The organism is Streptomyces coerulescens (assembly GCF_042657965.1).
Lineage (GTDB): Bacteria > Actinomycetota > Actinomycetes > Streptomycetales > Streptomycetaceae > Streptomyces > Streptomyces coerulescens.
In genome coordinates, this window is the sequence record NZ_JBHSKM010000002.1 from 326,639 (window position 1) to 346,866 (window position 20,228).

At 71.0% G+C, this 20,228-nt stretch carries 18 protein-coding genes; 7 read left to right on the forward strand and 11 right to left on the reverse strand.

Features of this window, described 5'->3' with window-relative positions; all coding sequences use genetic code 11:
* Window positions 1–2 precede the first annotated feature (2 nt).
* Genes ACFPQ9_RS03025 through ACFPQ9_RS03040 form a run of 4 tightly spaced genes read right to left on the reverse strand, consistent with a single transcriptional unit; the run spans window position 3 to window position 4,405 of the window.
* Window positions 3–782 (reverse strand): CDP-alcohol phosphatidyltransferase family protein, encoded by a 780-nt coding sequence (locus ACFPQ9_RS03025; RefSeq protein WP_190067590.1) that lies wholly within the window; start codon window positions 780–782, stop codon window positions 3–5.
* Complete coding sequence (locus ACFPQ9_RS03030; protein ID WP_380846017.1) at window positions 760–1,821, reverse strand: iron-containing alcohol dehydrogenase family protein; 1,062 nt, start codon at window positions 1,819–1,821, stop codon at window positions 760–762. Before ACFPQ9_RS03030 ends, ACFPQ9_RS03025 begins: the two co-directional genes overlap by 23 nt.
* The gene (locus ACFPQ9_RS03035) at window positions 1,809–2,561 is read right to left on the reverse strand and encodes a phosphocholine cytidylyltransferase family protein (RefSeq protein WP_380846020.1); all 753 of its coding nucleotides are present in this window, start codon (window positions 2,559–2,561) and stop codon (window positions 1,809–1,811) included. The genes ACFPQ9_RS03030 and ACFPQ9_RS03035 overlap by 13 nt, the downstream gene beginning before the upstream one ends.
* Window positions 2,558–4,405 (reverse strand): DUF5941 domain-containing protein, encoded by a 1,848-nt coding sequence (locus ACFPQ9_RS03040; protein ID WP_380846023.1) that lies wholly within the window; start codon window positions 4,403–4,405, stop codon window positions 2,558–2,560. Before ACFPQ9_RS03040 ends, ACFPQ9_RS03035 begins: the two co-directional genes overlap by 4 nt.
* 279 nt (window positions 4,406–4,684) lie before the next feature.
* Here ACFPQ9_RS03040 and galE point away from each other — a divergent pair, with 279 nt between their 5' ends.
* The 3 genes from galE to idi all read left to right on the forward strand — a co-directional run bounded on the left by galE (window position 4,685) and on the right by idi (window position 7,554).
* Window positions 4,685–5,656: a UDP-glucose 4-epimerase GalE gene (gene galE, locus ACFPQ9_RS03045; RefSeq protein ID WP_380846026.1), complete on the forward strand. Its 972-nt coding sequence runs from the start codon at window positions 4,685–4,687 to the stop codon at window positions 5,654–5,656.
* 157 nt (window positions 5,657–5,813) lie between these two features.
* Entirely contained in the window at window positions 5,814–6,749 is a 936-nt protein-coding gene (locus ACFPQ9_RS03050; protein ID WP_380846029.1) for a cation diffusion facilitator family transporter, read from the forward strand.
* Window positions 6,750–6,960: 211 nt separating this feature from the next.
* A complete protein-coding gene (gene idi, locus ACFPQ9_RS03055) occupies window positions 6,961–7,554 on the forward strand; it encodes an isopentenyl-diphosphate Delta-isomerase (RefSeq protein ID WP_380846032.1) in 594 nt (197 codons plus the stop codon).
* Between the two features lie 58 nt (window positions 7,555–7,612).
* Here the strand turns inward: idi and ACFPQ9_RS03060 are convergent, their stop codons facing one another.
* Together ACFPQ9_RS03060 and ACFPQ9_RS03065 are read right to left on the reverse strand one after the other, a co-directional pair.
* Window positions 7,613–8,122: an ATP-binding protein gene (locus ACFPQ9_RS03060; RefSeq protein WP_380848369.1), complete on the reverse strand. Its 510-nt coding sequence runs from the start codon at window positions 8,120–8,122 to the stop codon at window positions 7,613–7,615.
* Window positions 8,123–8,296: 174 nt separating this feature from the next.
* Window positions 8,297–8,932: an HdeD family acid-resistance protein gene (locus tag ACFPQ9_RS03065; protein WP_380846035.1), complete on the reverse strand. Its 636-nt coding sequence runs from the start codon at window positions 8,930–8,932 to the stop codon at window positions 8,297–8,299.
* 113 nt (window positions 8,933–9,045) lie between these two features.
* Here ACFPQ9_RS03065 and ACFPQ9_RS03070 point away from each other — a divergent pair, with 113 nt between their 5' ends.
* Window positions 9,046–9,801 (forward strand): enoyl-CoA hydratase/isomerase family protein, encoded by a 756-nt coding sequence (locus tag ACFPQ9_RS03070; RefSeq protein ID WP_380846038.1) that lies wholly within the window; start codon window positions 9,046–9,048, stop codon window positions 9,799–9,801.
* Here the strand turns inward: ACFPQ9_RS03070 and ACFPQ9_RS03075 are convergent.
* Window positions 9,788–10,423: a DJ-1/PfpI family protein gene (locus ACFPQ9_RS03075; protein ID WP_380846041.1), complete on the reverse strand. Its 636-nt coding sequence runs from the start codon at window positions 10,421–10,423 to the stop codon at window positions 9,788–9,790. The genes ACFPQ9_RS03070 and ACFPQ9_RS03075 overlap by 14 nt on opposite strands.
* 40 nt (window positions 10,424–10,463) lie before the next feature.
* Entirely contained in the window at window positions 10,464–11,423 is a 960-nt protein-coding gene (locus ACFPQ9_RS03080) for a GlxA family transcriptional regulator (RefSeq protein ID WP_380846044.1), read from the reverse strand.
* 113 nt (window positions 11,424–11,536) lie between these two features.
* Between ACFPQ9_RS03080 and ACFPQ9_RS03085 the strand changes: the two genes are divergently transcribed.
* The 3 genes from ACFPQ9_RS03085 to ACFPQ9_RS03095 all read left to right on the forward strand — a co-directional run bounded on the left by ACFPQ9_RS03085 (window position 11,537) and on the right by ACFPQ9_RS03095 (window position 15,136).
* On the forward strand, window positions 11,537–12,406 hold the full coding sequence (locus ACFPQ9_RS03085) for an SCO6745 family protein (protein ID WP_380846046.1): 870 nt from the start codon (window positions 11,537–11,539) through the stop codon (window positions 12,404–12,406).
* Window positions 12,407–12,510: 104 nt separating this feature from the next.
* Window positions 12,511–12,642: an LPFR motif small protein gene (locus ACFPQ9_RS03090; RefSeq protein ID WP_308402998.1), complete on the forward strand. Its 132-nt coding sequence runs from the start codon at window positions 12,511–12,513 to the stop codon at window positions 12,640–12,642.
* 103 nt (window positions 12,643–12,745) lie between these two features.
* Entirely contained in the window at window positions 12,746–15,136 is a 2,391-nt protein-coding gene (locus ACFPQ9_RS03095) for a Tex family protein (protein ID WP_380846050.1), read from the forward strand.
* Window positions 15,137–15,223: 87 nt separating this feature from the next.
* On the opposite strand, the gene ACFPQ9_RS03100 is transcribed toward ACFPQ9_RS03095, so the two are convergent.
* The 3 genes from ACFPQ9_RS03100 to ACFPQ9_RS03110 all read right to left on the reverse strand — a co-directional run bounded on the left by ACFPQ9_RS03100 (window position 15,224) and on the right by ACFPQ9_RS03110 (window position 20,155).
* Entirely contained in the window at window positions 15,224–16,864 is a 1,641-nt protein-coding gene (locus tag ACFPQ9_RS03100) for an ABC-F family ATP-binding cassette domain-containing protein (protein ID WP_380846054.1), read from the reverse strand.
* Between the two features lie 395 nt (window positions 16,865–17,259).
* Window positions 17,260–18,282, reverse strand: coding sequence for an oxidoreductase (locus tag ACFPQ9_RS03105; protein ID WP_380846057.1), 1,023 nt, complete (start codon window positions 18,280–18,282; stop codon window positions 17,260–17,262).
* 169 nt (window positions 18,283–18,451) lie between these two features.
* The gene (locus tag ACFPQ9_RS03110) at window positions 18,452–20,155 is read right to left on the reverse strand and encodes a BCCT family transporter (protein WP_380846060.1); all 1,704 of its coding nucleotides are present in this window, start codon (window positions 20,153–20,155) and stop codon (window positions 18,452–18,454) included.
* Window positions 20,156–20,228 lie beyond the last annotated feature (73 nt).

Sequence of the window (20,228 nt, forward strand, 5' to 3'; positions counted from 1 at the left end):
GTTCACTTCAGCCTGCTGGAGGCGAGGATGGACACGAGGTGCAGCAGGGTCTGGAGCAGCGCGATGCCGGCGAGTACGGCGACGCCGAGCCGGGAGAAGAAGAGGTCGCCGCGGACCTGGTCGGCGATCGCCAGGACCAGGATCAGCAGCGAGGCCTCGATGCCGAGGATCAGGCGGTGGAACTTCAGCAGGGCGGCGGCCTTGCGGGCCATCGCCATGCCGGAGGAGCGCATCTCGGACGCGGCCTCCTGGACGGGCGGCTTGCCGGCCTGGTGGCGGGCCACCCCGACCAGGTCCGTCTCGGCCTTGATCAGGATGGCGCCGAGCGCGGCCAGCGTGCCGAGGAAGGCCCACAGCCAGTCGATACGGCCGCTGCCCCACAGGTCGGCGGCACGCAGGCCGAAGCCGACCAGCACGGCGGCGTCGGTGAGGTAGGCACCGACCCGGTCGAGGTAGACGCCGTTGAGGGAGTACTGCTTCTTCCAGCGCGCGATCTCGCCGTCGACGCAGTCGAGGAGCAGATACATCTGGACGCACACCACGCCAAGCACGGCGCCCGTGATCCCCGGCACCAGAAGCGCCGGGGCCGCGAGCACACCGAAGACGGTCATCAGGTACGTGAGCTGGTTGGGCGTGACCCTGGTGTTCACCAGGTAGCGGTCGACCCGCAGGGACACCTCGCGCATGTAGAGGCGTCCCATCCAGTGCTCACCGCTGCGCCGGTCCTTCACCCCCGCGGGGTGAACGACGGGGCGGAGTTCAGCTACCGATGGCCTTGACATAGTCGGCGTAGATGTCCTTGATCTGGTCGGTTGTCAGGTCGAGGTGTTCGAGGATCGTGTAGCGGCCGGGCCGGGTCTGCGGAGCGAACTCCACCGCGCGGACGAACTCGTCCTCCGTGAAGCCGATCTCCTCCGGCAGGACCGGCAGCCCGTGCCGACGCAGCACCTCGGCCATGTAGGCCGACTCCTCGTGGGCTCCGCGCAGGTACATCGCGAAGGCCGCGCCGAGCCCGCACTGCTCACCGTGGGCGGCGGCGCGCCTCGGGTACAGCAGGTCGAAGGCGTGGTTGATCTCGTGGCACGCGCCGGAGGACGGACGGGAGTCGCCCGACACCGACATGGCGATACCGCTGAGCACCAGCGCCTCGGCCAGGACCTGGAGGAAGTCGGTGTTCCCGATGCCGCCGGGGTGGCGCAGCACCGCCTCACCGGCCTGCCGGGCGATCGCGGCGGCGAGGCCGTCGATCTTCTCGCCCTTGACCCGGTGGGCCAGTTCCCAGTCCGCGATGGCGGAGATGTTGGAGACGGCGTCACCGATGCCGGCCCGCACGAAGCGCACGGGCGCCTCGCGGATGACATCGAGGTCGATGACGACGGCGATCGGGTTCGGCACCCCGTAGGAGCCGCGCCCGGCGTCGTTGTCGAGGGTGGCGACCGGCGAGCACAGGCCGTCGTGCGCGAGGTTCGTCGGTACGGCGACCAGCGGAAGGCCGACGCGCGCCGCGGCGAACTTGGCACAGTCGATGATCTTGCCGCCGCCGAGCCCGACGACGGCGTCGAAGCGTCCGGCCTTTATGTCACTGGCCAGCCGGACCGCGTCGTCCAGGGTGCCGCCGCCCACCTCGTACCAGGTGGCACCGGGCAGCGCTGGAGCGAGCCGCTCCCTGAGTCCCGCGCCGGAGCCTCCGCTGACGGCGACGGCGAGCTTGCCGGAGTGCGAGATGCGCTCGTCGGCGAGCACACAGGCCAGGTCGTCCAGGGCACCCGGGCGGATGTCGACGACGACCGGCGAAGGGATCAGCCGGGTCAGTACTGGCATGCGATCTCCCGTCCGCGGGCGAGATCGTCGTGGTTGTCGATCTCGACCCACTTGACGTCGCCGATCGGCGCCACGTCGATGCGGAAGCCGCGGTTCACGAGCTCCTGGTAGCCGTGCTCGTAGAACTGCTGCGGGTCGGTCTCCCACACGGCCTTGAGGGCGTCGGCCAGCTCGGTGGCGGCGTCGCCCTCGATGAGGGTGACCCCGATGTACTCGCCGGTGGCCTCGGCGGGGTCCATCAGCTTGGTGATCTTCGTCATGCCCTTGGCGGGGTCGACGACGACCTTCATCTCCTCGTCGGCGAGGCTCTTGACCGTGTCCAGGGCGAGGATGATGCGACGGCCCTCACCGCGGGCGGCGAGCAGCGTCTTCTCGACGGAGACCGGGTGGACGGTGTCGCCGTTGGCGAGGATCACGCCGTCCTTGAGGGCGTCACGTCCGCACCACAGGGAGTAGGCGTTGTTCCACTCCTCGGCCTTGTCGTTGTCGATGAGGGTGAGCTTGAGGCCGTACTTCGCCTCCAGCGCGGCCTTGCGCTCGTACACCGCTTCCTTGCGGTAGCCGACGATGATCGCGACCTCGGTCAGACCGATCTCGGCGAAGTTCGCCAGGGTCAGGTCGAGAACCGTCGGTTCGCCCTCTATGCCCGCGGGCCCCACCGGCACCAGAGCCTTGGGAAGGCTGTCGGTGTAGGGGCGCAGACGCCGTCCGGCGCCGGCCGCCAGCACGAGGCCGATCATGCGGGTTCTCCTTCATCGTGTACGGCGGGGGCCCCGGAGGACACCCAGAAGCGGATGCTCTCGACGAGCACCACGAGGGCCACGGCCACGGCGAGGGCCGTGAGCGCGACCGTGAACTGCGAGGCGGAGAGCACCGCGGCGAGGACGGTGACGAGCAGCGTCCGTCCTTCGTGCCCCCCGATGGCGCGCACCAGCCAGGCCGGGGGCGCTCCGGCGTTGCCGCGGATGCGGTACACCGTGTCGTAGTGATGGTAGGCGACGGCAGCCACCAGGCCGAAAGCCGCAGGAAGGGCTCCGTTTACCTCGGCTTTAACCGCGAGCGCGAGGACGGTGCCGTATTCGGCGGCCCTGAAGAAGGGCGGGACCAGCCAGTCGAGGGCGCCCTTGAGGGGGCGGGCGACGGCGAGGGCCGAGGTCGCCGCGTACACCAGCGCGGCCACGAGCGGCCACGGCCCGCCGAAGTCGGTGAGCGCGGCCGTGGCGACGACGGCGACGCCGCCGAGCAGGGCCACCGCGGGGACGGCGAAGCCGGGCAGTCGCCGCGCCGCGTTCTTGAGCGCCCCCGCGACGCTCAGCGCGAGCGGCCCGGAGTCCGCGAGGTCGGCCAGTGCCTGGGCGGCACGGTCGGTGCGGCGGGCCTTGCGGGTCAGCGAGCGCAGCACGCGGCCCGCCGTCGTGTAGGTCGCGGCGAAAGCGCAGCCGATGAGCAGCGCGTAGAAGGTGATGCGCGGGGTGGTGACCGCCGTCAGGATCGCGATCATCGCCCAGCGCTCGCCGATGGGCAGGACGATCATCCGGCGCACCCAGACCGTCCAGCCGACGCTGTCGAGCTTGTCGGAGAGGGCGGCGGTGGGACTGGTGTTTGCGGTGGCGTCGTGGTTGGCCTCGTTGAAGGAGAAGTCCACGACGTGCCGGCAGGTCTGCAGGACCATGGCGCCGAGGGCGAGGGCCCATACGTCGTCGCCGCCGCGGGCCGCTCCGAGGGCCAGGCCCGCGTAGTAGGCGTACTCCTTCGCACGGTCGAAGGTGGCGTCGAGCCAGGCGCCGAGCGTGGAGTACTGCAAGGAGTAGCGGGCGAGCTGGCCGTCCGTGCAGTCCAGCACGAACGAGAAGATCAGCAGCAGACCGGCCGCTATGAAGCCGACCCGGGTGCCGGTGGCCGCGCAGCCCGCCGCGATGAGCGCGGTGATCAGGGAGGCGGTGGTGACCTGGTTGGGCGTCAGGCCCCGGCGGGCGCACCAGCGGGCGATGTAGCGGGAGTACGGGCTGATGCAGTACGTCGTGAAGAAGCCGTCGCGGGCCTTCACGGCCGACTTCAGGCGTATGGCCTCGTCGTCGACGGCCGCGACCGCCTGCCGTGCCTCGTTGCGGGCCTGCGGGTCGGCCGGTACGGCGGCGACCAGACTGCCGAGCTCGGGGCGGTGGACGTCGGTGCCGTCGTCGTCGAGGGCGGTGACGATACGGTCGGCGAGGCTGTCCACGGCGACGGTGGCGGCGCCGCCGCCCTGCTCCGGCGACGCGGAGAACTCGGAGGAACCGCCCGATGAGTTCTCGCGGGCCATCGCACGGGTCAGGGCCTGCCGGCCGGCCGACTGGGCGGTCATGGCTCCCGGGATCGCGGCGAGCGGGAAGCGCGGGTCGGTCAGACCGAGGCGCAGCGCGTGCTGGTGGCCGACGAAGCGGGCGTCGACCAGGGCGACGCGCCGGTCACCCGGCACCTGGGCGAGGAGCGTCTCGGCCTCGGCCGCGTCGGCGGCGACCCGCACGTCGTAGCCGAGGGACCGCAGATCGTCCTCGATCGACGATCCGGGGACCGGCTGACCGGTGAGGATGGCGGTCGACAACCGAACTCACTCCCTGGGTGCCGGCATGTCCGCGCCGGTCGTGTACGTGGGTGGCAGCGCCTGTTGGCGGTGCGGCCGGGCGGCTTGTCGGCAGAGGCTATCGGATGATTGGAAGCCAACGTTCACCAGCCGTTCGGCGAAGCGAGCGGCGGGGTTTGCCGAAACTCGGCCGCGATCATCATCGGGGATCCCGGGCTCCGCCCACAAACTCGTGCGTACAGAACGGGGCATCGGCGACATTGCGTAGCGCGCGAAGGGCTGCGCATAGGGTGGGCGACCATGACATGGCTGATCACAGGCGGAGCGGGCTACATCGGGGCACATGTGGCGCGCGCCATGACCGGCGCCGGGGAACATGTGCTCGTACTGGACGATCTCTCGGCCGGGTACCCCGCGCGGCTCCCGGGAGATGTCACGCTGGTCGAGGGCTCGTCGCTGGACGGCGACCTGCTGAAGCGGGTGTTCGCCGAGCACGCCGTGACGGGTGTGGTGCATCTCGCGGCGCGCAAGCAGGTCGGTGAGTCCGTGGCGCAGCCCGCGCGCTACTACCGGGAGAACGTGGGTGGACTCACCACACTCCTGGAGGCGGTCGCGGAGTCGGGCATCGAGCGTTTCGTGTTCTCGTCGTCCGCCGCCGTCTACGGAAACCCGGATGTGGATCTCATCACGGAGGACACTCCGTGCGCGCCGGTGAACCCCTACGGCGAGACCAAGCTCGCCGGTGAGTGGCTGGTGCGCGCGGCCGGCCGGGCACACGGGATCTCCACCGTATGTCTGCGCTATTTCAACGTCGCCGGCGCCGCCGCGCCCGAGCTGGCCGACACGGGCGTCTTCAACATCGTCCCCATGGTCTTCGACCGGCTCACCCGGGGTGAGGCCCCGCGGATCTTCGGCGACGACTATCCGACGCCGGACGGCACCTGCGTCCGTGACTACATTCACGTCGCCGATCTCGCCGAGGCGCATCTGGCGGCGGCCCGGAGGCTCGGCGAGCCGGATGCGGGCGGCGATCTGACCGTCAACATCGGCAGCGGCGAGGGCGTCTCCGTACGTGAGCTGATCACCGTCATCGGCGAGGTCAGCGGCGACCGGCGCCCCGCCGTCGTCGAGCCGCGGCGCCCGGGCGACGCCCCGCGCGCGGTCGCCTCGGCCGCGCTCGCCGCCGAACAGCTCGGCTGGACGGCCCGGCGCGGGGTACGCGAGATGGTCGATTCGGCGTGGGCGGGCTGGCAGCTGCACCACGGCCTCTGATCATGCGCACCACCCTGACCTGCGGATCGTTTCCGCAGGTCAGGGCAGATGACAACGGTGTTCAGTGCCGCGTTGCCCGATACCCCCCACCCGTAGTTCACTGTGATCCCGGGACGGAAATTCCGATCGTCCGAAGGACACGGAAGGGGCGGCTTTCATGGGGGCTGGGCACGACCACGGGCATTCGCACGCGCCCACGACCGGTACCGCGGCTGCCGCGTACCGCGGGAGGCTGCGCGTCGCGCTGGCGATCACGCTCGGCGTCATGGTGGTCCAGATCGTCGGCGGTGTCGTCGCGGACTCGCTCGCCCTGGTCGCGGACGCCGCGCACATGGCGACGGACGCGGTGGGGCTGGGCATGGCCCTGCTCGCGATCCACTTCGCGAACCGGCCGCCGAGCACCACGCGCACCTTCGGCTACGCCCGCGCGGAGATCCTCGCCGCCCTCGCCAACTGCCTGCTCCTGCTGGGCGTCGGCGGTTACGTCCTCTTCGAGGCGATCCAGCGCTTCTTCACGCCGGCCGAGACCGAGGGCGGCCTGATGATCGTGTTCGGCGCGATCGGCCTGGTCGCGAACATGATCTCGCTCACGCTGCTGATGCGGGGCCAGAAGGAGAGCCTGAACGTACGCGGCGCGTTCCTGGAGGTCGCCGCCGACACCCTGGGCTCGCTCACGGTGCTGATCTCCGCCGCGGTGATCCTGACCACCGGCTGGCAGGCCGCCGACCCCATCGCCTCGCTGGTCATCGGCCTGATGATCGTGCCCCGCACCCTGAAACTGCTGCGCGAGACCCTCGACGTCCTGCTGGAGTCGGCCCCCAAGAACGTCGACATGGCTCAGGTGCGGGCCCACATACTGGCCCTGGACGGAGTCGAGGATGTCCATGACCTGCACGCCTGGACGATCACGTCCGGCATGCCGGTGCTGTCGGCCCATGTGGTGGTGCGCTCCGACGTCCTGAACGCGATCGGCCACGAGAAGATGCTGCACGAGCTCCAGGGCTGCCTCGGCGACCACTTCGACGTGGAGCACTGCACCTTCCAGCTGGAGCCGATCGGGCACGCCGAACACGAGGCCCGGCTCTGTCACTGACGTGCGTGCGCACTGTCACCACTAAAACAACCGTACGGTCCTATAAGGCGTCAGGACGGGCGGAATGCAGCTTTCCGGTGGTCCGTCGCGTCCTAGTGCTCAGAGCCCCTCCTCGGACGGTTCCGTGCCCGCCGCGCCGGGCACGATCAACTGCCGGGAGTGTCGTACTCGTACGGCACACTTGGGGCGCAAGACCGAGTGAAGGATGGGTATGCCGATCACACCTGCCACCACGACGCACAGTCCGTCGAACGGCACCGCTGACGCGATTTTGCTGGAACTCGTCGACGAGAACGGTGTGACGATCGGCACCGCGGAGAAGCTCGCCGCCCATCAGCCACCGGGACAGCTGCACCGCGCCTTCTCGGTGTTCCTCTTCGACGAGCAGGGCCGGCTGCTGCTCCAGCAGCGCGCGCTCGGCAAGTACCACTCCCCCGGCGTCTGGTCCAACACCTGCTGCGGCCACCCGTACCCCGGCGAGGCGCCCTTCGCGGCCGCGGCCCGGCGGACGTTCGAGGAACTGGGCGTCTCCCCGTCGCTCCTCGCCGAGGCGGGCACGGTCCGCTACAACCACCCGGACCCGGACTCGGGCCTGGTGGAGCAGGAGTACAACCACCTCTTCGTCGGCCTGGTGCAGTCCGCGCCGCGCCCGGACCCGGAGGAGGTCGGTGAGACGGCCTTCGTGACGCCGGCCGAGCTGGCCGAGCGCCATGCGAAGGACACCTTCTCGTCCTGGTTCATGACCGTGCTGGACTCGGCACGTCCCGCGATGCGCGAGCTGACGGGCCCGTCGGCCGGCTGGTGACCGTCCCGGGGGTGTCCCGCGGACGCGGGACGGTCCGGCGGACACCCCCCAGGGCACGCTAGGGCACGTGCACGGGCTTGAGCGGCACGGCGGCCCAGATCACCTTGCCGCCGCTCGCCGTGTGCTCGACGTCGCACACACCGCCGGCCTCCCGGGCCACCTCGCGCACCAGGAGCAGCCCCCGTCCGCCCGTCTGGCCGTGGTCGGCCTCCAGGGCGGTCGGGCGGTAGGGGTGGTTGTCCTCCACCGACACCCGCAGCCACTCGGCGCCGACGGCGACCTCCACGGCGAGCATCGGCGAGAGCAGTGCCGCGTGCCGGACGGCGTTCGTGACCAGCTCCGACACGATCAGCAGCACGCCCTGAACGAGGTCGTCCGGGACGGGCACGCCCTGGCGGTACAGCAGATCCCGGACGGCGTGCCGGGCCTGCGGGACCGAGGCGTCCACGGCGGGGGCGGTGAACCGCCAGACGCCCTCGTAGGGCAGGGAATTCGGCGGCTGCGGACCGACGGGCTCGTTCGCGCCGCCTGCTGGGCGTGGGCCGGACCCGCGCCCGTGGTTCTCCATCGTCCGGTCGCCACCCTCGCGCTCGATTGTCACCACCACTCGAGTGTTGGTAACGCGCAGGTCCGGGCCGTTGAACTGAACAGAAGTCAGCAGGTATCGAGCATTTCTGACCGCCTGCGTATGACGCGGTCAGTTGTGGGACCGCTCCTGTGCCGCTGGTGCAACCTTGGGGAACTATTCGGGTTGTACGGGTTTGCTGTCGCCCCTGCCCGGTCCGTGCCCGGTGCCCCCTTCTCCCGCGACGCGCTCGGAGACCATACCGACGACCCGGCGGCCGCCGAAGCCGGTGGCGAGCAGGCCGAGCCCGTCGAAGAGCAGGGCGAGCGAGAAGAGCGTGCCCATCACATAGCGGCTGCTGGGCCACACGCTCAGCACCAGGATGCCGAGGAACAGGTCGAAGGCGCCCTGGAGCAGGGTCCAGCCCATCTGCGGACCGCGCACCACCAGGCTGCCGGCCAGCCGGAACAGCCCGCCGGTCAGGAACAGCAGGGCGCCGAACATGGCGAGCGCCTCGGCCGTCGCCTCCGGTCTGCGGATCACCACCACGCCGGCCGCGATGTTCAGGGCCGCGACCACCACGCCGAGCCAGAAGAAGTTGGTGCCGCGCGCCTGGACCGCGTGCAGCAGGCCGACGAGCCCGCCGACCAGCAGCAGCCAGCCGAACAGCAGCATCGTGGTCAGGGTCGCGAAGGCGGTGTAGAGGAGCCCGATCAGGCCGCCGATGACGAGCAGCACCCCGAGGGCGGCGAGCCAGCCGAAGCCCCGCTGGAGTTTCGCCGCCTCGCCCGTGGGCTTGGGGGACCTGGCCATCGGCGCCTCCTGGATCGTTCGTCTCCTTCTGCCCCTCTTCGAACCCTGGGCCGTGATCGATTGCGGGGCCCTTCGTGATCGGCCGTTCGGCGCAAGCGGATAGCATCCGCCGCATGGAGCCCCAGCTGCTGCACGGCGTCGCCGACTCGGTCGCCACCGTTGTCATCCACCATCCGGCCAAGCGCAACGCGATGACGGCCGCGATGTGGCGCGCGCTGCCCCCGCTGCTCGAGACGCTGGCCGCCGACCCGGCCGTACGGGTGCTGGTGCTGACCGGTGAGGGCGGGACGTTCTGCGCGGGCGCCGACATCTCGACGCTGCAGGGCTCGCCGCAGGAGGCGCAGGAGCTGGCCGTGGCCGCCGAGGAGGCGCTGGCCGCGTTCCCGAAGCCGACGCTGGCCGCGATCCGGGGGCACTGTGTGGGCGGCGGGTCTCAGCTGGCGGCCGCCTGTGATCTGCGGTTGGCCGAGGAAGGGTCGCTGTTCGGGGTGACGCCGGCCAAGCTCGGGATCGTCTACCCGGCCTCCTCCACCCGGCGGCTGGTGTCGCTGGTGGGACCGGCCGCGGCCAAGTACCTGCTGTTCTCGGGCGAGTTGATCGACGCGGCGCGGGCGCTGCGCACGGGTCTGGTGGACGAGGTGCTGCCGGAGGGCGAACTGGGCAAGCGGGTGGCGGACTTCACCCGGATCCTGGCGTCGCGCTCGCAGCTGACGCAGGCCGCGGCGAAGGAGTTCGCGAACGGGCGCACCGACCGGGACGCCCACTGGGCCGGGCAGGCGCGCGGAAGCGGCGACACCGCGGAGGGGGTCGCCGCGTTCCTGGAGCGCAGGCAGCCGCACTTCACCTGGAACGTGCCTACGCCAGGCTGAACCGGCTGTTGGTGCGGAACTCCTCGACGAGGTGCGCGGGCGCCTTCTGCGGTGAGCCGGCGTCGTAGGGCGGCTGCGGGTCGTACTCGGTCAGCAGCTGTACGGCCTGCGCGTGCTCGTCGCCGGCGATCTTCCCGACCAGGGTCAGGCCCATGTCGATGCCGGAGGAGACGCCGGCCGCGGTGACGTACTTGCCGTCGGGCACGACCCGCTCGCCGGTGGGCTCGGCGCCGTACTGCGTCAGGAAGTCGAGGGTGAGCCAGTGGGTCGTGGCGCGGCGGCCGTCGAGGAGGCCCGCGGCGGCGAGGAGCAGCGATCCGGTGCAGACGGAGGTCGTCCAGGTGCTGGTGCCGTCGGCGGTCCTCAACCAGTCCAGAATGGTCTCGTTCTCGATCTGGTCGAAGGTGCCGGGGCCGCCGGGCACCACGACGATGTCGGGACTCGGTACGTCGGCGAGCGCCTTGTCGGCCGTGAGGGCGAGGAACCCGGTGTCGGCGCGGACGGGTCCCGCGGTCTCGGCGACGAAGACCACCTCCGCGTCCGGGAGCCGGCTCAGCGCCTCGTAGGGCCCGACGATGTCGAGGGCGGTGAAGCGTTCGTAGAGGACCATCGCGATCTGCATGGGTCTGCCTTTCGGTTGCGGTTCCGGTCGGTTCGTGGGGTCAGCGGGCCGGTGCCGGGCGGAACCGGCGGCGGTACTCGGCCGGGGCCGCGCCGAGGGCCTTGACGAAGGCGCGCCGCATGGCCTCCGGGGTGCCGTAGCCGCTGGCCCGGGAGATCTCCTCGATGCCGTCGGTGGTGTCCTCCAGCAGTCGGCGGGCGTGTTCCAGGCGGACGCGGTCGACGTACCGGCCGGGGGTCATGCCCGTCTCCGTCTGGAAGGCGCGGGCGAAGTGGCGCGGTGAGAGGCTCGCGCGGGTGGCGAGCGACCCGACCGTGAGATCCGCGTCGGGGTGCTCGGTGATCCAGCGCTGCACCTCCCGCAGCGGCTCGCGCTGGGCGGTCTGGGCGGCGAGCTGGGCACTGAACTGGGCCTGGTTCCCGGGCCGGCGCAGGAAGACGACCAGATGGCGGGCGATACCGAGGGCCACCTCACGGCCCAGGTCCTCCTCGACCAGGGCGAGGGCGAGGTCGATGCCGGAGGTCACACCGGCGGAAGTGGCGACATGTCCGTCGCGCACATAGATCGGGTCCGGGTCGACCTCGACGCCCGGGTGGTCGCGGGCGAGCTTGTCGCAGTACGCCCAGTGGGTCGTGGCGCGGCGGCTGTCCAGCAGGCCCGCGGCGGCGAGCAGGATCGCGCCGGTGCAGACGGAGACCAGCCGCTCGGCTCGGGGGCCGTGCTCGCGCAGCCAGTCGACCAGGCGGGCTTCCGGAGTGCGGGTGCCCTGGCCGCCGGGGACGACGAGGGTGTGCGCGTCGGGCGGCTCGTCGAGGGCCTGGTCCGGTACGAGGGTCAGGCCACTGGAGGTGCGGACCGCAGCGCCGTCCAGGGAGGCGGTGCGGATGCGGTACGTGCCCGGACGGTGCTGCTCGGCCCCCATGAAGACCTCCAGCGGGCCGGTGACATCGAGGCTCTGCACCGCGTCGAAGAGGACGAAGAGAACGGTTCGCTGCGCCATGCCTTCGATTCTTCGGAGTCGGCGCGATGGCCGCAATGACGAGCTCCCCACCTTTCCTGCCATCGTGCGCACGGGCGGAGGCAACGTACCAAGCGGTTGGTAACCTGCCGGGCATGACTACTGCCGCCCTTGAGCCCCGCGCCGGCCGCCGCTGCCACACCATGCTCAACTCCCTGCACGCGACGTCGTACTTCGCTCCCGAGCTGGGCGAGGAACTGGGTGCTCTCGGGATCACCCACCCGAGGGCCGTCAACTTCGCGGTGCGGGCCGCCGCGCTGGGTCCCGTCGGCGCGGGCGCGGTGACGGCCACGTTCTACAACTACAAGCACGAGCTGGTCGCCCGGCACGTCCCCGCCGTCTGGGCGATCGCCTCGCCCGAGGACGTGCTCGCGGCACGCGTGCGTGCGGTCGACTCCTCACTGCGGCGGCTGCTCGGCGAGGAGGCCCTGACGTCCGCCGGGATGGCGGAGGCCGCGGAGCTCGCGCTGCGGGCGAGTGAGGCATGTTCGCGCAGCGCCCGGCCGCTGTACTCGGCGCACGCGGATCTGCCGGTGCCCAAGGAGCCGCACCTGGCGTACTTCCATGCCACGACGCTGCTGCGTGAGCACCGGGGAGACGGTCATCTCGCCGTGCTGGTGGCCGCCGGGCTCGACGGGCTGGAGGCGGTGGTGACCCACACCGCGACCGGTAAGGGCATGACACCGAGGTGGGTGTTCTCCACACGTGGTTGGACGCAGGAGGACTGGGACGCGGCGTGTGAGCGCCTGCGTGGGCGAGGGCTGCTGGACGCCGACGGCGAGCTGACGGCTGAGGGCGTCGCCCTGCGCAAGGAGATCGAGTCCGAGACGGACCGCCTGGACCAGGCGCCGTACGAGCACCTCGGGGCGGAGGGTGTCGCCCGGCTGACCGAACTCGGCGCCGGGTTCGCGGGGGCCGCGGTGACCGCGGGGGCGTTCCCGGCGGATCTGCTCGGCAAGGCGTGAGCCGAGCGGCCATCGACGCGCGTGGGGCCCGTGCTGCATGACGGGCCCAGGTCGCGGTACCCGGTCCTCGGCCGCAAGTCGTCGGAAGAGGAAAGGTGAACCACGTGCTTCGCGCAATCGCAGACGTACTACGCCAGATCGGCGGTGCCATCGCCACCGTCGTGACCCTGCCGTTCCGGGCTCTGGCCCGGCTGTTCGGCGGTGCTTCGAGCAGCACCCGCAGCCGCCGGGTCTGACTTCGTCCCGCCGCGACGGGCCGAGTTGCCGCCCTGATCCCCGGTTGTCGGTGTCACCTGCCACAATTGCCGCGCAACCTCAGTGAGAAGGCGGGACGGGATCGTGACGACACCCCTCGTAGGGTCCATCGAAGGCAGGATCGCCGCGGAGCTCGGCGTACGGGAGCGGCAGGTGAAGGCTGCCGTGGAGCTGCTCGACGGCGGTTCGACGGTGCCCTTCATCGCCCGCTACCGCAAGGAAGCGACCGAGATGCTCGACGACGCGCAGCTGCGCACGCTCGAGGAGCGGCTGCGCTATCTGCGTGAGCTGGAGGAGCGGCGGACGGCGATCCTCGACTCGGTGCGCGAGCAGGGCAAGCTGACCGAGGAGCTGGAGAGCCGGATCCGCGGCGCCGAGACCAAGGCGCGGCTGGAGGACATCTATCTGCCGTTCAAGCCGAAGCGCAGGACCACCAAGGCCCAGATCGCCCGGGAGGCTGGTCTGGAGCCGCTCGCCGAGGGGCTGCTCGGTGATCCGGCCGTCGAGCCGCTCGCCGCTGCCGCCGCCTTCGTCGACGCCGACAAGGGCGTGGCCGATCCGCAGGCCGCCCTGGACGGCGCCCGGGCGATCCTGACGGAGCGGTTCTCGGAGGACGCCGACCTGATCGGCGAGCTGCGTGAGCGCATGTGGGTGCGCGGGCGCCTTGCCGCGAAGGTGCGCGAGGGCAAGGAGGAGGCGGGCGCGAAGTTCGCCGACTACTTCGACTTCGCCGAGCCGTTCACCGAGCTGCCCTCGCACCGCATCCTGGCGATGCTGCGCGGCGAGAAGGAGGAGGTCCTCGACCTCGTCCTGGAGCCCGAGGAGCCGACCGACGGTCCGTCGTCGTACGAGGGGATCGTCGCCCACAAGTTCCAGATCGCCGACCGCGGACGTCCGGCCGACAAGTGGCTGGCGGACACGGTCCGCTGGGCCTGGCGGACCCGGATCCTCGTCCACCTCGGCATTGACCTCAGGCTGCGGCTGCGTACCGCCGCCGAGGACGAGGCGGTCGACGTGTTCGCCAAGAACCTCCGCGATCTGCTGCTCGCCGCCCCGGCCGGCACGCGCGCGACACTGGGCCTGGACCCCGGCTTCCGCACGGGCGTCAAGGTCGCCGTCGTCGACGCCACCGGCAAGGTCGTCGCGACGGACGTCATCCACCCGCACGTCCCGGCGAACAAGTGGGACGAGGCGATCGCCAAGCTGGCGCGCCTTGCGAAGGAGCACGCGGTCGAGCTGGTCGCGATCGGCAACGGCACGGCGTCCCGCGAGACCGACAAGCTCGCCGGTGAACTCATCGGTAAGCACCCGGAGTTGAAGCTCACGAAGGTGATGGTGTCCGAGGCCGGCGCCTCGGTGTACTCGGCGTCCGCGTTCGCCTCGCAGGAGCTGCCCGACATGGACGTGTCGCTGCGCGGCGCCGTGTCGATCGCCCGTCGGCTGCAGGACCCGCTCGCCGAGCTGGTGAAGATCGACCCCAAGTCGATCGGCGTCGGCCAGTACCAGCACGACCTGTCCGAGGTGAAGCTGTCGCGCTCGCTGGACGCGGTGGTGGAGGACTGTGTGAACGGCGTCGGCGTCGACGTCAACACCGCCTCCGCCCCCCTGCTCGCCCGTGTCTCCGGCATCACCTCCGGGCTCGCCGAGAACATCGTGTCCCACCGGGACTCCAACGGTCCGTTCACCTCCCGCGCGCAGCTGAAGAACGTGGCGCGGCTCGGCCCGAAGGCGTACGAGCAGTGTGCGGGCTTCCTGCGCATCCGCGGCGGCGACGACCCGCTGGACGCCTCCAGCGTGCACCCGGAGGCCTACCCGGTGGTGCGGCGCATGGTGAAGACGTCGGGCCAGGAGGTGGCCGCGCTCATCGGTAACACGGGTGTGCTGCGCTCGCTGAAGCCGAACGAGTTCGTGGACGAGACGTTCGGTCTGCCGACCGTCACGGACATCCTCAAGGAGCTGGAGAAGCCCGGGCGTGACCCGCGTCCCGCCTTCAAGACGGCCACCTTCAAGGAGGGCGTGGAGAAGATCTCCGACCTGGCGTCCGGGATGGTCCTTGAGGGCGTCGTGACGAACGTGGCGGCCTTCGGGGCGTTCATCGACGTCGGTGTCCACCAGGACGGTCTCGCGCACGTCTCCGCGCTGTCGAAAACGTTCGTGAAGGACCCGCGGGACGTCGTGAAGCCCGGTGACATCGTCAAGGTGAAGGTCCTCGACGTCGACATTCCGCGCAAGCGGATCTCGCTGACGCTCCGGCTCGACGACGAGGCTGCCGCGCAGGGCCAGCAGGGCGGGGGCGGCGGCGAGCGCCGGCAGCGCGGCGGGCGTCCGCCGCAGCAGCGGCAGGGCCGTGGCGGCGGGGGCGGTTCCCGTCAGGGCGGTGGCGGTTCCCGCCAGGCGCCGCCTCCGGCCAACAGCGCCATGGCGGACGCGCTGCGCCGCGCGGGTCTGCTCGACCCGAAGAAGGGCAAGCGCTGACGCCACCCCCGAACAGGGCAGGCGCCGACGCGACACAGGGCCCGGACCCTCCGGTACGACTCGGAGGGTCCGGGCCCTTCGGATGCTCTAGCGCTCGGTCACCTTGCCGTGCGCGACCTCCAGACGGCGGGTGACATGGACCGCGTCGAGCATGCGTCGGTCGTGCGTGACCAGGAGCAGCGTGCCCTCGTAGGCGTCCAGGGCCGACTCCAGCTGCTCGATGGCCGGCAGGTCGAGGTGGTTGGTGGGCTCGTCCAGGACCAGGAGGTTGACGCCCCTGCCCTGGAGGAGGGCGAGGGCGGCGCGGGTCCGCTCGCCCGGGGAGAGGGTGCCGGCGGAGCGCAGGACGTGATCGCTTTTCAGGCCGAACTTGGCCAGGAGGGTGCGGACTTCGACCGGTTCGGTGTCGGGGACGGCCGCGCAGAATGCGTCGAGCAGGGACTCGTCGCCGTGGAACAGTTTGCGGGCCTGGTCGACCTCGCCGATCAGGACGCCGGAGCCGAGTGACGCCTGGCCCGCCGTGAGGGGGACACGGCCGAGCAGCGCGCCCAGCAGCGTCGACTTGCCCGCGCCGTTGGCGCCGGTGACGGCCACGCGGTCCGCCCAGTCGATCTGGAGGTACACCGGGCCGAGGGTGAAGCCGCCGCGTCGTACCTCGGCGTCGCGCAGGGTCGCGACCACGGCGCCCGAGCGGGGAGCCGAGGCGATCTCCATGCGCAGTTCCCACTCCTTGCGCGGCTCCTCGACGACGTCCAGGCGCTCGATCATGCGCTGGGTCTGGCGGGCCTTGGCGGCCTGCTTCTCGCTGGCCTCGCTGCGGAACTTGCGGCCGATCTTGTCGTTGTCGTTGCTCGCCTTGCGGCGGGCGTTCTTGACGCCCTTGTCCATCCAGGAGCGCTGCATCTGCGCCCGGCCCTGGAGGGCGGCCTTCTTGTCGGCGTACTCCTCGTAGTCGTCGCGGGCGTGCCGGCGGGCCACCTCGCGCTCCTCCAGGTAGGCCTCGTAACCGCCGCCGTAGAGGTTGATCTGCCGCTGGGCGAGGTCGAGTTCGAGGACCTTGGTGACGGTGCGGGTGAGGAACTCCCGGTCGTGGCTGACGACGACCGTGCCGGCGCGCAGGCCCGAGACGAACGCCTCCAGGCGCTCCAGGCCGTCGAGGTCGAGGTCGTTCGTCGGCTCGTCGAGGAGGAAGACGTCGTAGCGGGACAGGAGCAGCGAGGCCAGTCCCGCGCGGGCCGCCTGGCCGCCGGACAGGGAGGTCATCGGCTGGTCGAGGTCCACGGCGAGGCCCAGCGAGTCGGCGGTCTCCTCCGCCCGCTCGTCGAGGTCGGCGCCGCCCAGGTCCAGCCAGCGCTCCAGGCTCGCCGCGTACGCGTCGTCCGCGCCCGGCGCCCCGTCGACGAGGGCCTGAGTCGCCTCGTCCATGGTCCGCTGGGCCTCGGCGACTCCGGTGCGGCGGGCCAGGAACTGCCGTACGGTCTCGCCGGGGCGCCGCTCGGGCTCCTGCGGGAGGTGACCGACGGTCGCCGTCGGCGGGGAGAGCCGCAGCTCGCCCTCCTCAGGCGCGGTCAGCCCGGCGAGCAGGCGCAGCAGCGTGGACTTGCCCGCGCCGTTGGCCCCGACCAGGCCGATCACGTCTCCGGGCGCGACGACGAGGTCGAGCCCGCTGAACAGGGAACGGTCACCGTGGCCGGCGGCGAGGTTCTTGGCGACGAGAGTGGCGGTCACAGGGGGCGATCCTAATGGGCGGAGCGGGTGGGATGCGTCGGGGCGCCTGGGGGGTGGGTGGGGTGGTGTCGTGTGGCGGGTGCGGGAAGTCTGTGGCTGGTCGCGCAGTTCCCCGCGCCCCTAGGTGGGTGAGGGTCAGGTGGGTTGGTCGTTACCGCGGCGTCAGTGGGCCGTGCGCCTGAGGGGCGGGTGGGTTGATGCCGTGTGGCGGGTGCGGGAAGTCTGTGGCTGGTCGCGCAGTTCCCCGCGCCCCTGGGTGAGCTGGTGTCGAGGCGGACTGGTCGTCGCGGCGGTCCCAGGGCGCCCCGTAAGGGGCGCGGGGAACTGCGCGATCAGCCCCCACGGGCCCGCGGACGACCGACGGTGGCAGCGGCAGCCGCCTCCGTCGCTGAGCGTCAGCGGGCCATCGGTTCCACCAGTACGCTGCCCGATGTGCGGGCCACCACGAACGACTCGCCTTTCACCGCCTTCGCATCCAGCGCGATCCGATGCCGACCCGCCTCCAGGACACCGTCGAACACCTCGTGGGCGTGGGTGCGGTAGAGGCGGTCGAGCCGGTACGCCGTCAGCCGGACCCGGCAGGGCGAGGTGACCTCGACCCCCGCCTCCCCGTCGGCGGCCACGAGGCGGGTCAGGCGGCGCTGTTCGACGGGGCTGCGGTCCAGGGCGTGTTCGATCTGTGCGACGAGCAGCGGCACGATCGGCGCGAGACCGTCGACGTACGCCACCTCCACCCCGGCGTCGGCGAAGGCGCGGCGCACCGCGGCGCGCTGTTCCGTGCCGATCCCGCGGCCGAAGGCGACGGCACCGTAGGCGCGCAGTTCGTCGGCGGGGACGCCGCCGAGGTCATGGGTGATGTCGGCGCCGATACCGATGGTGCGCAGAGCGGCGGCGAGCTTGGCGAGGACGGCGACGCGGGCGCCGATCAGGAGCACCCGGCGGCGGGGTGACTCGGCACTCTGGTCGAGCAGGGCACCCAGGGCCGCACGGTACTCGGTGCCCTGGAAACGGAAGGGCCCGATGCCGTGGTAGCCGTTGAGCTCCAGGTCTGCGTGTTCGTCGGTCTGCCAGGCGAAGTCCTGCCAGATGTAGTCGTCGTCCTCCTTGTCGATGGCCGCGGTGACGGCGCCGCAGGCGAGGTCCGCGCATTCGGGGCAGCCGTAGATGACGTACCGCCCGCCCGGAAGCGGGGGTTCCGCCTCCAGCAGCAGGCTGCGGACGTGTGCGGTGAAGATGGCGGGCGGGACGTCGGAGGCGAGCGGGGAGACGGCGTCTAGGTCGGAGAGCTGGAACAGCAGCGGGCGTCCGTCGACGATGAAGTCCACGAAGTCCCGGTGCACCTGGAAGTCACCGTTGGCGAGGACGCCACCGGCACGCATCGCCGGTGCCAGGCCGAAGGTCGCGTACTCGGCAGACATGCTGTGAGTATCCCCAGAGCGAGACCGGTATGAGCGCGGCATGACATATTCCGCTACGTCCCGGCATGCGAAACAGACAGGTGGCCGAGGTTGTCCCAGTAAAGAGGGGGCGTGAAGGCGCGGGGGCGGAGGCGTTCCCACTCGCCTCCGCCCCGCGCGTGCGCGTCACTCAGACGTGGTCGTGCCCCAGGGGGTCGCCCTCCGCCCCGGTGCCCGCGCCCGGGCCGATCTTGATCTCGAACTCGCCGTCGTACTCCTTGTGACCCGCGATCACCGCGAGTTCGACGGCCTCGGAGCCCATCTCGCCGCGCACGATGACCGGGTCCCGGCGCAGATCGCGCATGAGGGCGAAGCACATGCCGATCATCACGAGGACGAACGGCGCGGCGGCCAGGATGGTGAGGTTCTGCAGGCCGGTGAGCGCGTCGCCCTGGCCGCTGCCGACGAGCAGCATGATGGCGGCGACGGCACCGGTCACCACACCCCAGAACACCACGACGAACCGGCCGGGTTCGAGAGCGCCCTTCTGGGAGAGCGTGCCCATCACGATGGAGGCGGCGTCGGCCCCCGAGACGAAGAAGATGCCGACGAGGATCATCACGAGCAGGCTGGTGACGGTGGCGATGGGGAACTCCTGGAGCAGGCCGAAGAGTTGGCCTTCGGGCGTGCTCTCGCCGCCGAGCCCGCCGCCCTCCTTCACCTTCATGGCCGTACCGCCGAAGATCGCGAACCAGATGAGGCTGACGGTGCTGGGCACGAGGATCACGCCGCCGACGAACTGGCGGATGGTGCGGCCACGGCTGATGCGGGCGATGAACATGCCGACGAAGGGCGTCCAGGAGATCCACCAGGCCCAGTAGAAGACGGTCCAGCTGCCCAGCCAGTCGGCCACGCCCTCGCCGCCGCTGGCCTCGGTGCGCCCGGCGAGCTGGGGCAGGTCACCGAGGTAGGAGAAGATCGACGTCGGCACCAGGTCGAGCACGATGATCGTGGGGCCCGCGATGAACACGAAGACCGCGAGGATCAGCGCCAGCACCATGTTGATGTTGGACAGCCACTGGATGCCCCGCTCGATGCCGGAGATGGCCGAGGCGACGAACGCCAGGGTGAGCACGGCGATGATCGCGACGAGCAGTCCGGTGCTCACGTCGTCCATCCAGTCCAGCTCCCGGAAGCCGGAGCCGATCTGGAGCGCGCCGAGGCCGAGCGAGGCCGCGGAGCCGAAGACGGTGGCGATGATCGCGAGGATGTCGATCACCCGTCCCCCGGAGCCGTTCGCGTGCTTCTCACCGATCAGCGGGGTGAACACCGCGCTGATGGTCTGGCGGCGGCGTTTGCGGAAGGTGCTGTAGGCGATGGCCAGTCCCACCACCGCGTAGATCGCCCAGGGATGCAGCGTCCAGTGGAAGAGGGTGGTGGCCATCGCCGTCTCCATGCGTTCGCCGGAGTTGGCGGGATCGGTGCCCGGCGGCGGGGTCGTGTAGTGCGCGAGCGGCTCACTGACGCCGTAGAACATCAGGCCGATACCCATGCCGGCGCTGAACATCATCGCGACCCACGACACGGTGCGGAACTCGGGTTCCTCCCCCTCTGCGCCCAGGTGGATACGGCCGTAGCGGCTGATGGCGAGCCACAGTGCGAAGACCACGAAACCGGAGGCGGCCAGCATGAAGGCCCAGCCGCCGTTGTGGATCAGGCCGTCGAGCATCTTCGTGGACGCGCTCTCCAGCGAGTCCGTGCCTGCCCAGCCCCAGATCACGAACGCCAGCGTGATGGCGGCCGTGACCCCGAACACCACTTGATCGGTGTGGCGCCCGGAAGCGTCGGTATGACCTTCCGGGCCGCCACCCCTCTTCTTCAGATCGTCAGTCATCAGCGGCACCTTCCCCTGGAACCCGTGGATACGCCGGTTTCCACGTCGTTTCCCAGGACCTACCACAGATCCC